This window comes from Enterovirga aerilata (assembly GCF_013044135.1).
Classification (GTDB): Bacteria; Pseudomonadota; Alphaproteobacteria; order Rhizobiales; family Beijerinckiaceae; genus Enterovirga; species Enterovirga aerilata.
The window spans coordinates 56468-70789 of sequence record NZ_JABEPP010000001.1; the positions used below are offsets into that span (position 1 = coordinate 56468).

Annotated in this window: 13 protein-coding genes; all 13 read left to right on the plus strand. The window is 69.8% G+C overall.

Features of this window, described 5'->3' with window-relative positions; genetic code table 11:
• Positions 1 to 464 precede the first annotated feature (464 nt).
• The 13 genes from rsmH to murB all read left to right on the plus strand — a co-directional run bounded on the left by rsmH (position 465) and on the right by murB (position 14312).
• On the plus strand, positions 465 to 1424 hold the full coding sequence (rsmH, locus tag HJG44_RS00270) for a 16S rRNA (cytosine(1402)-N(4))-methyltransferase RsmH (RefSeq protein WP_171217220.1): 960 nt from the start codon (positions 465 to 467) through the stop codon (positions 1422 to 1424).
• Positions 1421 to 1831: a cell division protein FtsL gene (gene ftsL / locus HJG44_RS00275; protein ID WP_171216366.1), complete on the plus strand. Its 411-nt coding sequence runs from the start codon at positions 1421 to 1423 to the stop codon at positions 1829 to 1831. Before rsmH ends, ftsL begins: the two co-directional genes overlap by 4 nt.
• Complete coding sequence (locus HJG44_RS00280; RefSeq protein WP_171216367.1) at positions 1828 to 3624, plus strand: peptidoglycan D,D-transpeptidase FtsI family protein; 1797 nt, start codon at positions 1828 to 1830, stop codon at positions 3622 to 3624. Before ftsL ends, HJG44_RS00280 begins: the two co-directional genes overlap by 4 nt.
• Before the next feature lie 59 nt (positions 3625 to 3683).
• A complete protein-coding gene (locus tag HJG44_RS00285) occupies positions 3684 to 5144 on the plus strand; it encodes a UDP-N-acetylmuramoyl-L-alanyl-D-glutamate--2,6-diaminopimelate ligase (protein WP_171217221.1) in 1461 nt (486 codons plus the stop codon).
• The gene (locus HJG44_RS00290; protein ID WP_171216368.1) at positions 5141 to 6568 is read left to right on the plus strand and encodes a UDP-N-acetylmuramoylalanyl-D-glutamyl-2,6-diaminopimelate--D-alanyl-D-alanine ligase; all 1428 of its coding nucleotides are present in this window, start codon (positions 5141 to 5143) and stop codon (positions 6566 to 6568) included. Before HJG44_RS00285 ends, HJG44_RS00290 begins: the two co-directional genes overlap by 4 nt.
• A 6-nt stretch (positions 6569 to 6574) precedes the next feature.
• Positions 6575 to 7660 (plus strand): phospho-N-acetylmuramoyl-pentapeptide-transferase, encoded by a 1086-nt coding sequence (mraY, locus tag HJG44_RS00295; RefSeq protein WP_171216369.1) that lies wholly within the window; start codon positions 6575 to 6577, stop codon positions 7658 to 7660.
• 5 nt (positions 7661 to 7665) lie between these two features.
• On the plus strand, positions 7666 to 9057 hold the full coding sequence (murD, locus tag HJG44_RS00300; RefSeq protein ID WP_171216370.1) for a UDP-N-acetylmuramoyl-L-alanine--D-glutamate ligase: 1392 nt from the start codon (positions 7666 to 7668) through the stop codon (positions 9055 to 9057).
• Between the two features lie 174 nt (positions 9058 to 9231).
• Positions 9232 to 10371 (plus strand): FtsW/RodA/SpoVE family cell cycle protein, encoded by a 1140-nt coding sequence (locus tag HJG44_RS00305; protein ID WP_171216371.1) that lies wholly within the window; start codon positions 9232 to 9234, stop codon positions 10369 to 10371.
• Complete coding sequence (gene murG / locus HJG44_RS00310; RefSeq protein WP_171216372.1) at positions 10368 to 11501, plus strand: undecaprenyldiphospho-muramoylpentapeptide beta-N-acetylglucosaminyltransferase; 1134 nt, start codon at positions 10368 to 10370, stop codon at positions 11499 to 11501. Before HJG44_RS00305 ends, murG begins: the two co-directional genes overlap by 4 nt.
• Positions 11498 to 12916 (plus strand): UDP-N-acetylmuramate--L-alanine ligase, encoded by a 1419-nt coding sequence (gene murC, locus HJG44_RS00315; protein ID WP_171216373.1) that lies wholly within the window; start codon positions 11498 to 11500, stop codon positions 12914 to 12916. The genes murG and murC overlap by 4 nt, the downstream gene beginning before the upstream one ends.
• Positions 12917 to 12931: 15 nt before the next feature.
• Complete coding sequence (locus HJG44_RS00320; protein WP_171216374.1) at positions 12932 to 13138, plus strand: type II toxin-antitoxin system HicA family toxin; 207 nt, start codon at positions 12932 to 12934, stop codon at positions 13136 to 13138.
• Entirely contained in the window at positions 13135 to 13344 is a 210-nt protein-coding gene (locus tag HJG44_RS00325) for a type II toxin-antitoxin system HicB family antitoxin (protein WP_171216375.1), read from the plus strand. The genes HJG44_RS00320 and HJG44_RS00325 overlap by 4 nt, the downstream gene beginning before the upstream one ends.
• A 32-nt stretch (positions 13345 to 13376) precedes the next feature.
• Positions 13377 to 14312 (plus strand): UDP-N-acetylmuramate dehydrogenase, encoded by a 936-nt coding sequence (murB, locus tag HJG44_RS00330; protein WP_171217222.1) that lies wholly within the window; start codon positions 13377 to 13379, stop codon positions 14310 to 14312.
• Positions 14313 to 14322 lie beyond the last annotated feature (10 nt).

Below are 14322 nucleotides of genomic sequence, written 5' to 3' on the forward strand. Positions count from 1 at the left end.
ACTCCCTTCGCCGTAGCTAATAGCCGCGGTCAGGGGGGAGTTCCGGATCGCTTTAGCCGCCATCGGAGCAGGGTTGACGAAGCCTTTGAGGCGGCTCGCAAACGGTTCGTTAACGCTACCCGGGTCTGAATGACGGGCGCGTCCAAGCGGAACGGCGAGCCGTTTCGCACCCCCATCGGCCCATGATATCCCACGCGAATCCACCCGAACGAGCACTCGCGGCCGGCGTGCCGGCCGGCTCCGCCCGTTCGCTGGAGCGCCGGGCAGAACCGGCGCGGGCCTGGGCACCTGCCTGGCGGTCGCAACACGTCTCGGATCATGGATCGACATCCTTCAGCGTCTCGGGCGCAATCGGGCAGGTTGCGGTGCGGCGACCATCGGCAATCGTCGTGTCGCCCTCGCGGGGGAGCGGCGGGGCCTTGAAGAGCGTCCCGCGACAAGTCGCGGCCGATGCCGGGCCGCACATGCCGGTGCTCCTCGGAGAAGTGCTGGACGGGCTCGGCGCGGCCCGAGGGGGAATCTTCCTCGACGGCACCTTCGGGGCGGGCGGCTATACGCGCGCGATCCTCGGCGCCAACCGCCAGAACCGGGTGATTGCGGTGGATCGCGACCCGGATGCCATCGCGGCCGGCGCGACGCTGGTCGCCTGGGCGCACGGAAGGCTGCGGCTCGAGCCGGGCCGCTTCGGGGACCTCGACCTCATCGCAGAAGCCTCGGGTGCGGAGCTGCTGGACGGCGTCGTCCTCGATATCGGCGTCTCGTCCATGCAGCTCGATCGGGCGGAGCGCGGCTTCTCGTTCCGGGCCGACGGGCCGCTCGACATGCGGATGGAGCGAAGCGGTCCGAGCGCTGCGGACCTCGTGAACGAGACGGAGGAGAGCGAGCTCGCCGACATCATCTACCGCTACGGCGAGGAGCGCCGCTCGCGTGCCATCGCCCGCGCCATCGTGGAGCGTCGCCGCCGGGGCCGGATCGAGACGACGGGCGAGCTCGCCGAGCTCGTCGCCCGGCATGTCCGCGGCGAGCCGGGCATCCACCCCGCCACCCGCACCTTCCAGGCGCTCCGGATCGCCGTGAACGACGAGCTCGGCCAGCTCGAGGCGGCGCTGGAGGCGGCGGAGCGCGTCCTGAAACCCGGTGGCCGGCTCGCGGTGGTGACCTTCCATTCCCTCGAGGACCGGATCGTCAAGCAGTTCATGCAGGAGCGCTCGCGCCGCGGCGCGCGGGGCTCGCGCCACCTGCCGGATATGCCGGAGGCCGGCGAGGCCACCTTCTCGCTCGTGAGCAGGGGGCCGGTCGCGCCGGGACCGGAGGAGCTCGCCGCCAACCCGCGATCGCGGTCGGCCAAGCTGCGGGTCGCGGAACGCACCGCCGCCCCCGCCTCGGGGCGCGAGGGCGACCGGAAGGCCGGGGACCGGCGATGATCCGGTTCCTCCACCTCGTCGCGATCACGGGCCTCGTCGCCTCCGCGGCCTATGCCTACAGCATCAAGTACGAGACCCTCTATTATGCGGAAGAGGTCGTGAAGGTGCGCCGCAAGATCGAGCGCGAGCGCGACGCGATCGCGGTAGCCAAGGCGGAATGGGCCCTTCTCACCCGGCCCGACCGCCTGCAGCGTCTGGTCGAGCAGAACCTCGATCTCCAGCCGATGGGCATCTATCAGCTCGGCCGTCTTGCCGACCTGCCGCAGCGGCCGCCCAAGGCCGATGCGATCGGCATGAAGCTGGAGGCGCTCATCCGCGAGCCGACCGCGACGCCCAAGGACCGTCGTCCGGGCGACGCCCGCACCCCCACGACGACCGGCAGCTTGCCGAAGGCGACCGTGCGATGAACCACGATCTGCCCTACCAGGACGAGACGGGCTCCTCGATGGCCGGATCCGCAGCGGCGGAGCCGGCTGCGGCTGCCCGGCGTCTTGGCCTGGCCGGCCGCATCCGCGAGCTGTTCCGGCTGCGGCTGGACAAGAGCGGCGCGCGCGTCGGGCTCGTGATGCTGGGCTTTGTCGGCGTCTTCGGCCTCATCCTTGCGCGCCTTGCGATGCTGGCCATCTCGCCGGCCGAGCCGGAGGGCATTCGCCGCTTCGCGGGCGGGCACGTCAACGTCGCCCGTCCCGACATCCTCGACCGCAACGGCGAGGTCCTGGCGACGGACGTGAAATCCGTCTCCGTCTTCGCCGAGCCGCGCAACATCATCGACAAGGACGAAGCGGTCGAACTGCTGACGGCCGTGCTTCCCGATCTGGACGCGCGCGAGCTTCGGGCGAAGCTGAACAACAAGCGCGGCTTCGTCTGGGTCAAGCGCGAGATCACGCCGCGCCAGCAGGCCGAGGTGCATCGCCTCGGCATCCCGGGGGTCGGCTTCGTGCCGGAGGCCAAGCGCGTCTACCCGAACGGCGTCGCCGGGGCGCATGTCATCGGCTTCGCCTCCATCGACAATGTCGGCATCGCCGGCATGGAGAAATACATCGACAGCCGGGGCCTTCAGGATCTGGCCGGCGCAGGCTTCGCGCGCGAGGCGACAGATCTCACCCCCGTCCAGCTCTCGATCGACCTGCGCATCCAGCACGCCATGCGCGACGAGCTTGTGAAGGGCATGGAGCATTTCCGCGCGCTTGCCGCAGCCGCGATGCTCATCGACGTGAACACCGGCGAGGTGATCTCGCTCGTGTCCCTGCCGGATTTCGATCCCAACAACCCGGTGGACGCGCTGGAGAAGGACCGCATCAACCGCATGGCGGTCGGCGTCTTCGAGATGGGCTCGACCTTCAAGGCGCTCACGACCGCGATGGCGCTCGATTCCGGCAAGGCGACGATCAATTCGAGCTTCGACGCCCGTTCCAGCCTGAAATACGGCCGCTTCACGATCAACGACTACCATGCCCAGCACCGCATCATGACGGTGCCCGAGATCTTCGTGCATTCCTCGAATATCGGCACGGCCAAGATGGCGCTGGCCGTGGGCGTGGAAGGCCACAAGGCGTTCCTGAAGAAGATGGGCCAGCTCGATCGGCTCGTCACGGAGATCCCGGAGAACGCGCAGCCGATCGTCCCGGCGAAATGGGGCGAGCTCAACACCATCACGATCGCGTTCGGGCACGGCGTCGCCGTCACTCCGATGCAGGCCGCCTCCGCGGTCGGCGCGCTCGTGAATGGCGGCTATCTGATCAGGCCGACCTTCCTCAAGCGCTCGGGCGAGGAGGCGCAGCGGGTCTCGCCGCGCGTCATCAAGCCGGAGACGAGCGAGGCCATGCGCTACATCATGCGCCTCAACGGCTCGATCGGCTCCGCCTCGAAGGCGGCGGTGCCGGGCTACTTCGTCGGCGGCAAGACCGGGACGGCCGAGAAGGTGGTCCGCGGCCGCTACGCGAAGGACCGGCTGTTCACGACCTTCATGGCCACGTTCCCGGCCGACAAGCCGCGCTATCTCCTGGTTACGGTCTACGACGAGCCAAAGGCGGCACCGGAGACGCACGGCTATGCGACCGCGGCCTGGAACGCCGGCGAGACGAGCGGGCGGCTGCTGGAGCGCATCGCCCCCATGCTGCCGGTCGCGCCGCGCTTCGAGCCGCCGCAGAATCCGTTCCCGCTGATGGCGAAGCTCAACGCCTGGGGGATCAAGCGGTGAGCGACGGTCTTTCGACCGGGCACGACATCGCCGCGATCTCGCGCGAAGGTCGCGCCGGCATGGCCCCGCTGACGCTTCCCGCTCTCCGCGAACTCGCGCTTGGCTCGCCGTCAGGTGGCGACCGCCCGATCGCGGGGATCACGGCCGACAGCCGCAAGGTCCGGCCCGGATGGCTCTTCGTAGCCGTGCCGGGCACGAAGGCCGACGGGATGGATTTCGTCCCGGATGCGGTCGCCCGCGGCGCGGCCGCGGTGATCGGCGAGGCGGAGCGCCCTGCCGGCATGCCGGCCGCAATCGCCTATGTCCAGGTGCCGGATGCGCGTCGCGCGCTCGCCCTTGTGGCGGCCCGGTTCTATCCGGGCCAGCCGGAGACCATGGTCGCGGTTACCGGTACGAGCGGGAAGAGCTCGGTCGCCGATTTCACGCGCCAGCTCTTCGCCGCGGTCGGACGACGGAGCGCGAGCCTTGGCACGCTCGGCCTCATGACCTCGGACGGACTCGCCTACGGGTCGCTGACGACGCCGGACCCCGTGACCCTGCACGAGACCCTCGACCGCCTCTCCCGGGACGGCATCTCGCATCTCGCCATGGAGGCCTCCTCGCACGGGCTCGATCAGCGCCGGCTGGACGGCGTGCGGCTCGCGGCGGCCGCCTTCACCAATCTCGGCCGCGACCATCTCGACTATCACCCGACAGTCGAGGAATATCTGCGGGCGAAGCTCCGGCTGTTCGACACGCTGCTGGAGCCGGGCCGTCCGGCGGTGGTGAATGCCGACGGCGCCTATGCGGACCGGGTGATCGCGGCCGCACGGGCGCGCGGGCATCGCGTCCTGACGACCGGCCGTGCCGGTGAGGCGATCCGGCTGCTCGCCATCGTGCGGGACGGGTTCGACCAGCGGCTGCGCCTGTCCGCGGCCGATGCCAGCTTCGACGTGCTCCTGCCGCTCGCCGGCGACTTCCAGGTGGAGAATGCGCTTCTTGCGGCGGGGCTCGCCATCGCGGTCGGCGCGGATCCGGCGCGGGTGCTTCCGGCGCTAGGGAGCCTGCGAGGCGTGCCCGGCCGGATGGAGCGTGTCGGGCAGGTGGACGGGGCCCTCTGCATCGTCGACTACGCGCACAAGCCCGAGGCGCTGGCGCATGTGCTCGACGCGCTCCGGCCCTTCGCGACCGGCCGCCTCGTCTGCGTGTTCGGCTGCGGCGGCGACCGGGATCGCGGCAAGCGGCCGATCATGGGCGCGATCGCGGCCGAGAAGGCGGATGCCGTGGTCGTGACCGACGACAATCCGCGCTCGGAGGACCCCGGCGCGATCCGGGCCGAGATCCTGAAGGCGGCGCCCGGCGCGCGCGAGATCGGCGACAGGGCAGAGGCGATCCGCACGGCCGTCCGGGAGCTCGAGCCCGGGGATGTCCTGGTCGTGGCCGGGAAGGGCCATGAAACGGGCCAGATCGTGGGCGAGCGCACGCTCCCGTTCTCGGATCACGAGGTGATCCGCCAAGCCATTATCGAGAGACAAGCATGACCGCCCCGCTCTGGACCAGGGAGGACGTGGAAACACTCGGCGGCAGGATCGTCGGGTCGTTCGACGCCGCCACCGGCGTGTCGATCGATACCCGCACGATCCAGCCGGGCGATCTCTTCGTAGCCATCGCGGGCGAGGCGCGGGACGGTCACGATTTCGTCCGCGCCGCCATCGAGAGGCACGCGGCCGCTGCGATCGTCGCCGAAGGGAAGGCCGGGTCCCTGTCCGATGCCGGCCCGCTGGTCGTCGTTCCCGATCCGCTCGACTTCATGCGCAGGCTCGGCTGCACCGCGCGGGCCCGCACGGCCGCGCGTGTGCTCGCGGTGACGGGCTCCGTCGGCAAGACCGGGACCAAGGAGGCGCTCCGCCTCGTCCTGTCCCGCTTCGGCGAGACCCATGCCTCGGTCGCGTCCTACAACAATCACTGGGGCGTGCCGCTGACGCTCGCCCGCATACCGAAGGACAGCCGCTTCGGCGTCTTCGAGATCGGCATGAACCACGCGGGCGAGATCGCACCGCTGACCCGGATGGTCCGGCCGGAGGTCGCGGTCGTCACCACGATCGAGCCGGTCCATATCGGGCATTTCCGGTCCATCCTGGGCATTGCGGACGCGAAGGCGGAGATATTCGAGGGCCTGGAGCCCGGCGGGGTCGCGGTCATCAACCGGGACAATCCCTATTTCGACCGTCTTCTCGCCCATGCGGCGGCGTCGAATGCCGGCCGCGTCATCTCCTTCGGCGAGCACGAGGCCGCCGACGTGCGGGCGCTCCGGATCGCGACCGGGCCGGATGCCTCCATGGTCGAGGCGAACGTCCTCGGCCGCACCGCGGTCTACCGGGTCGGCGCGGCCGGCCGGCACATGGCCCTCAACTCGCTCGCCGTGCTTGCGGCGGCCGCGGCGCTCGGGCTCGACCCGAACGAGGCGGCGGGAGGCCTTGCCGAGCTGAGCGCGCCGGTCGGGCGCGGTGAACGCATCCGCCTGCGTCACCCCGACGGCGAGTTCCTCGCCATCGACGAGAGCTTCAACGCGAATCCCGCCTCCATGCGGGCCGCGCTCGCGACGCTCGCCACCGTCGAGGCCCGCGGCAGGCGCATCGCGGTACTCGCCGATATGGGCGAGCTCGGCGAGATGGGACCCAAGGCCCATGCCGATCTCGCCGAGGCCGTCGTGGCCTCCAAGGCGGATCTCGTCTTCGCCGCCGGTCCTCTGATGCGCGGGCTTTGGGATGCGCTGCCCGCGAGGCTTCGCGGCGCCTATGCGCAGAGCGCGGCGGAACTCGAGGGAGCCGTCCTCGATGCAGTTCGCCCCGGCGACGCCGTGATGATCAAGGGCTCCAAGTTCACGCAGGTCTCGAAGATCGTGGCCGCTCTGAAGCGCCGGTTCGGGCAGGCTCAAGCCGCCGCCACCACCGGGCGGGGTTGACGACAGATGCTCTACTTCCTGGCGGATCTCAGCGGCCATTTCTCGCCGCTGAACGTCTTCCGCTACATCACCTTCCGGACAGGCGGCGCGATCGCGACCGCCCTCCTCTTCGTGTTCTGGCTCGGTCCGGCCGCTATCTCCGTCCTGCGCATCCGCCAGGGCAAGGGACAGCCGATCCGCGAGGACGGCCCGCAATCGCATCTGCTCACGAAGCGCGGCACCCCCACGATGGGCGGGCTGATGATCCTGGCCGGCGTGCTCGTCGCGACGCTGCTTTGGGCGAATCCGACCAACCTCTATGTCTGGGTGGTCGTCTTCGTGACGCTCGGCTTCGGGTCGATCGGCTTCTACGACGACTACCTCAAAGTGACGAAGCAGTCCCACAAGGGCTTCTCCGGCAAGAGCCGCCTCGTGCTCGAGATGTTGATCGCGGCGGCTGCCTGCGTGATGATCGCTTTCATCGCGACGCCCGGCCTCGCGAACAAGCTGTCGGTGCCCTTCGCCAAGGACCTGCTGATCGATTTCGGCTGGTTCTACATCGTCTTCGGGGCGCTCGTGATCGTGGGCGCGGGCAACGCCGTGAACCTGACCGACGGCCTCGACGGGCTCGCGATCGTGCCGGTGATGATCGCGGGTGCGACCTTCGGCTTCGTGGCCTATCTGGCGGGCAACGCGATCTTCTCGAACTATCTCCAGATCCGCTTCGTGCCCGGCACGGGCGAGCTCGCCGTGCTCTGCGGCGCGCTGCTCGGCTCGGGGCTCGGCTTCCTGTGGTTCAACGCGCCTCCGGCGCAGGTTTTCATGGGCGACACGGGCTCGCTGGCGCTCGGCGGCCTGCTCGGGACGATCGCGGTCGCGACCAAGCACGAGATCGTGCTCGCCATCGTGGGCGGGCTGTTCGTGCTCGAGGCGCTCTCGGTGATCATCCAGGTCGCGTCCTTCAAGCTGACCGGGAAGCGCGTCTTCAAGATGGCTCCGATCCACCACCATTTCGAGCAGCTCGGCTGGACGGAGCCGCAGGTGGTGATCCGGTTCTGGATCATCTCGGTCCTGCTCGCGCTCGTCGGCCTCTCGACCCTGAAGCTGCGGTGACGGTGATGACGCCTGTCACCTGTATGGGCGGCCGAAAGCTGGCGCTGTTCGGGCTCGGCAGGTCCGGCATCGCGACGGCGCTCGCCCTGAAGGCGGGCGGAGCGGACGTCCTCGCCTTCGACGACAATCCGAAGAGCATCGACAAGGCGCACGCTGCGGGGCTCACGACCTCCGACCTACGCGAGGCGGACTGGTCCGACTTCGCAGCGCTCGTGCTCGCGCCCGGCGTGCCGCTGACCCATCCCGAGCCCCACTGGACGGTGGGTCTGGCCAGGGAGGCCGGCATCGAGATCATCGGCGATATCGAGCTGTTCTGCCGCGAGCGGAACGCCGTTGCACCGGGCGCGCCCTTCGTCGCGATCACCGGGACCAACGGCAAGTCCACGACGACGGCGCTCGTTACGCACGTCCTGCGGAGCGCGGGCTACGACGTTCAGATGGGCGGAAACATCGGCATGGCGATCCTGTCGCTCGAGCCGCCGGCGCGCGACCGGGTCCATGTGATCGAGATGTCGTCCTTTCAGATCGACCTCACGCCGTCGCTCCGCCCCTCCGTCGGCGTTCTCCTCAACATCACGCCCGACCATCTCGACCGCCACGGCACGATGGAGAATTACGCCGCCATCAAGGAGCGGCTGGTCGCGGGCGCGGAGGTCGCGATCGTCGGGATCGACGATGGGCCGAGCCGGGCCATTGCCGAGAGGCTGGCGCAGGCGGGCCGCACCGTCCTCACGCTCAGCCGCGACATGCTGCCGGGCGACGGCTATCACTTCGAGGGCACGCGCATCTTCGCCACCTCGGGCACCTCGACCCGCAGGGTCGCGGACCTGAAGGGGATCGGCTCGCTGCGCGGCGCCCACAATGCCCAGAACGCCGCGGCGGCGGTGGCGGTCGCAGAGGCGCTTGGGCTCGATCCGGAGGAGATCGAGGCGGGTCTCGCCTCCTTCCCCGGTCTGCATCACCGGATGGAGGAGGTCGCCCGGCTCGGCCAGGCTCTCTTCGTCAACGATTCGAAGGCCACGAACGCAGATTCGACCGAAAAGGCGCTCCTCTCCTTCGACCACGTCTTCTGGATTCTCGGGGGCAAGCCGAAGGACGGCGGGATCGAAATCCTGCGCCCCTATTTCGACCGGATCGAGAAGGCCTACCTCATCGGGGCCGCGAGCGAGGACTTCGCCCGCACCCTCGACGGGGCGGTTCCGGTCGAGCGTTGCGGCACGCTCGACGTCGCGGTCGCGGCGGCCGCCGCCGATGCGGCGCGCTCGGATGTGGACGAGCCCGTCATTCTGCTCTCGCCCGCCTGCGCGTCCTACGACCAGTACCCGAATTTCGAGGTGCGGGGCGAGCATTTCCGTGAGCTTGTCCGGGCGCTGCCCGGCGTGGAGATGCGGTCGTGAGCGGGGCCCGCAAGGTCGACGACTACCCTCCTCCTCGTGGGGAGGGTAGCCCGAGCGTAGCGGAGGGCCGGGCAGGGGGCACGACGCGCTCGCTCGACTGTCCCACCCCCCATCCCGGTTCGCGCCTGCGGCGCGACTCGGCCCTCCCCACGAGGGGGAGGGAAGGAGCCAGCCATGTCCTCCCGTGCTGAACGAACCTATCTCGGCGACTGGCTCTGGACGGTCGACCGCCTGCTTCTCGCCGCGCTTGCGGCCCTGATGGTGGCGGGGCTTGTCGCCCTCATGGGCGGGGGGCCGCCGGTCGCGGAGCGGCTCGGCCTGCCGACCTTCCATTTCGTCAACCGGCAGGTGCTCTATCTCGTACCGGCCGCGATGATCCTGGTCGCGGTCTCCTTCCTGTCGCTGCGCCACCTGCGCCGGCTCGCCCTCCTGGTCTATGCGGCGGGCATCGTCCTCTGTGTGCTCGCGATCAATTTCGGGCCGGAGATCAAGGGCGCGCATCGCTGGATCGCGGTCGGCTCCTTCGGCATCCAGCCCTCCGAGTTCGTGAAGCCGGCCTTCGTCGTGCTGGCGGCCTGGGCCTTCTCGGAGAGCGCCCGCCGGTTCGAGGGCGCGATCCTCGCTGTCCTGCTCCTCCCCATCACGATCCTGCCGCTCATCCTGCAGCCGGATTTCGGGCAGACGATGCTGATCACCATCGTCTGGCTCGGGCTCTTCTTCGTCGCCGGCCTGCACTTCTTCTGGATGATCGGTCTTGGCGGCGTCGCGCTGGTCGGCGTCTTCGCGGCCTACAAGCTCCTGCCGCACGTGCAGGAGCGAATCGAGCGCTTCCTCGACAAGTCCTCCGGCGACACCTTCCAGGTCGACACGGCCCTGGAAGCCTTCGCCAAGGGAAGCTGGCTCGGCGTGGGTCCGGGCGAGGGGACGGTGAAGCGCATCCTGCCGGATGCCCATACGGACTTCATCTTCGCGGTGACCGCGGAGGAGTTCGGGATCGCGGCCTGCATGGGGCTCCTGTGCATCTTCGCCTTCATCGTGCTGCGCGGCCTCGCTCTGGCGCGCCGCAACGAGGACCTGTTCTGCCGCTTCGCGACCACAGGGCTCGTGCTGATGTTCGGCCTCCAGGCCTGCATCAACATGATGGTCAACGTGCACCTGATGCCGGCCAAGGGCATGACGCTGCCCTTCATCTCCTATGGCGGCTCCTCGCTCCTTTCGCTCGCGCTCGGGATGGGCTTCCTGATCGCGCTCACGCGGCGCCGGCCGCGCTCCGAGATGCTCGACCGGCTCATGCCGGGTCCCGCGAGACCATGAGCCGCGGCACCGTCCTCATCGCGGCGGGCGGCACGGGCGGACACCTTTTCCCGGCCGAGGCGCTCGCGACCGCGCTCGGGCGGCTCGGGGTCTCCGTCGTGCTCGCGACCGACGCCCGGGTGGGGGAGATCGCCAGGACCTTCCCGGCCGAACGCGTGGTCGAAATCCCGTCGGGGACGCCTTCGGGAGGCTCCCTCCTCGGCAAGGGGATGGCCGCCGTGAAGCTCGCGAGCGGCGTGCTGGTCGCGCTCCGGGTGATCCGCGCGCTGAAGCCCGATTGCGTGGTCGGGTTCGGCGGCTACCCGACCGTGCCGCCGGTCTTCGCGGCCGCGACCGGCGGCGTGCCGACGTTGATCCACGAGCAGAACGGCGTGATCGGGCGGGCAAACCGCTTCCTGATGGGCCGCGTCTCCGCCATCGCGACCGGGTTCCCCAAAGTGAAGGGACTGCCCGAAAGCCTGGCACGCAAGACCTATCATACCGGCAACCCGATCCGCCCGGCGGTGCTCGCCGCCGCGGCGCTGCCCTATGCGGCTCCGGAGCCCGGCGGCACGCTGAGCATCCTCGCGTTCGGGGGCAGCCAGGGCGCCCGCATCATGAGCGAGATCGTGCCGCCGGCCTTGGCCTCGCTTCCCCCGGAGGGGCGCCGGCGTCTCTCGGTCGTGCAGCAGGCCCGGCCCGAGGACCAGGACAGGGCGCGGGCCCTCTACGCCGAAGCCGGGATCGCGGCCGAGGTCGCGCCCTTCTTCAAGGACCTGCCGGCCCGCATGGCGGCGGCGCATCTCGTCATCGCGCGCTCCGGCGCCTCGACCGTCGCGGAGCTCGCCGCGATCGGCCGCCCCTCCATCCTCGTGCCGCTGCCGGGCGCCATCGACCAGGACCAGGCGGCGAATGCCCGCTCCCTCGCCGAGATCGGGGCCGCGACCGTGATCATGCAGGCGGATTTCACGCCCGAGCGCCTTGCCGGGGAGGTTGCGTCCCGCCTCGAGGACCCGTCCGGGTTGACCGAAGCCGCCCGCGCGGCGAAGAGCGCAGGCGTGCTCGACGCGGCGGAGCGACTCGCGTCCCTCGTCCTTACGCTCGCCAGGATCCCGGTGCCGGAGCGGCCCGCCCAGGAGACGACATCATGAAGCTGCCCCCGAAGCTCGGGCCCATCCACTTCATCGGCATCGGCGGGATCGGCATGTCCGGCATCGCCGAGGTGATGCACAATCTCGGCTATACGGTCCAGGGCTCGGACGCCTCCGACAACTACAACGTGCGCCGTCTCGCGGACAAGGGCATCCGGACCTTCATCGGGCACGAGGCGAAGAACGTCGAGAATGCCGAGGTCGTGGTCGTGTCGACCGCGATCAAGCGCAACAATCCGGAGCTTTCCGCCGCCCGCGAGCGGCGCCTTCCCGTCGTGCGCCGCGCCGAGATGCTGGCCGAATTGATGCGCTTCAAGTCCTGCGTGGCGGTGGCGGGCACGCATGGCAAGACGACCACGACTTCGCTCGTCGCCACGCTTCTGGATGCCGGCGGCCTCGACCCGACCGTCATCAACGGCGGCATCATCAACGCCTACGGCACCAATGCGCGCATGGGAGCCGGCGACTGGATGGTGGTGGAAGCCGACGAATCCGACGGCACCTTCCTGAAGCTTCCGGCGGACGTCGCGGTCGTCACCAACATCGATCCGGAGCATCTCGACCATTTCGGCTCCTTCGAGGCGATCAAGGACGCGTTCCGGTCGCTGATCGACAACATCCCGTTCTACGGCTTCGCCGTGATGTGCATCGACCATCCCACGGTGCAGGATCTCGTCGGCCGGATCGAGGACCGGCGCGTCATCACCTATGGCGAGAACCCGCAGGCCGACGTCCGGCTCATCGACGTGGATTCGAAGGGCGGCCAGAACCGCTTCCGCGTGCTCATCCGCGACCGCCGGCCCGGCTTCCGCATGGAGCTGGGGGACCTGGTCCTGCCGATGCCGGGCACGCACAACGCGCTGAACGCCACCGCCGCCATCGCGGTGGCGCATGAGCTCGGCGTCTCGCCCGAGAACATCAGGAAGGCGCTCGCCGGCTTCGGCGGCGTGAAGCGGCGCTTCACCCGCACGGGCGAGTGGAACGGCATCGCGGTGTTCGACGATTACGGCCACCATCCGGTCGAGATCAAAGCGGTGCTCAGAGCCGCCCGCGCCTCGACCGACGGCTGCGTGATCGCGGTCGTGCAGCCGCACCGCTACAGCCGCCTCTCCTCGCTCTTCGACGAATTCTGCACCTGCTTCAACGACGCGGACACCGTGATCGTCGCGCCGGTCTATGCGGCGGGCGAGCTGCCGATCCCGGGTGCCGACCGCGACAGCCTCGTCGCCGGCCTGAAGTCGCGCGGGCACCGGAACGCCATCGCGCTGGAGAGGTCGGAGGACCTGGCCGGCCTCGTTCGCGGCCAGGCCAAGCCCGGCGACTACGTGATCTGCCTCGGCGCGGGCAACATCACGCAATGGGCCTATGCTCTGCCGGGCGAGCTTGCCGCCCTGGGCGAACAGGCGGCGGCGTAGTCGAGGACGGACGCCTTGCCCACAAAGGTGCGCGAGGCGATCCGGATCATCGAGGAGGACGGGTGGCTGCTCGTTGCGACGCGAGGCAGCCATCGCCAGTATAAGCACCCGATGAAGGCTGGCCGCGTCACCATCCCCGGAAAGCTGTCGGACGATCTCGCGCCCGGCACGCTGGCGAGCATCCTCAAGCAAGCCGGGCTGGAGAAGGATGGGAAGCGATGACCCGCTATGCAGTGGTGATCGAGCAGGCCGGGCGGAACTATTCGGCCTACGTGCCCGACCTTCCCGGTTGCGTTGCGACCGGGGACACGATCGAGGAAGTCGAGCGTGAAATCCGCGAAGCCATCCAGTTTCATATCGCGGGCCTGAAGGCGGACGGCATCCCGGTTCCGACACCCACGAGCCGGGCGGAGTACGTCGAGGCGTGAGTGCATCCCTTCACGACGAGGTGGCGGCCGTTATTGGCAGCCGGAGCCTCGCCGCCGACCTGCGCGCGGGCCTCGCCGGCCTGCGTGGCACACTCCAGGCGGATGCCCCGACCGCGCCGCTATCCTGGTTCCGCACCGGCGGGCCGGCCGAGGTGCTGTTCACGCCGGCCGACGAGGCGGATCTCGCGCTGTTCCTCGCGGGCTGTCCCGCCGACGTGCCGGTCCTCGTCGTTGGGCTCGGCTCGAACCTCCTTGTCCGCGACGGCGGCATCCGGGGCGTCGTGATCCGCCTGGGCAAGGCCTTCGCCGAGGTCGCGGTCGAGCCCGGTTTCCGCATCCGCGCCGGTGCGGGCGCGCCGGACGTGAAGGTCGCGCGCGCGGCGGCCGAAGCCGGGATCGAAGGGCTCGCCTTCCTGCGCGGCATCCCCGGCGCGATCGGCGGGGCCTTGCGCATGAACGGCGGCGCATATGGCGGCGAGACCGCCGACGTGCTCATCGAGGCGCGCGCGCTCGACCGGCAGGGCAGGGCGCATGTGCTCTCGAAGGCGGAGATGGGCTTCACCTACCGCCATTGCGGCGCGCCCGAGGACTACATCTTCACCGAGGCGCTGTTCGAGGGCCGCCCGGGCGATCCCGGGACGATCCTGGCGGCCATGAACCAGATCACCGAGGCGCGCTCGGCAAGCCAGCCTGTGAACACGCGCACGGGCGGCTCGACCTTCAAGAATCCCCCGGGCTGCAAGGCCTGGGAGCTCGTGGACCGGGCCGGCTGCCGCGGCCTCCGCATCGGCGACGCGCAGGTCTCCGAGCTGCACTGCAACTTCCTGATCAACCACGGCAGGGCGACGGCTGCCGAGATCGAGGCCCTGGGAGAAGAAGTGCGCCGCCGCGTCCGCGAGACCTCGGGCGTGGAGCTCGAATGGGAGATCAAGCGGGTCGGGATTGCCCCCGGAGAATCGAGCCCATAGGATATACCCT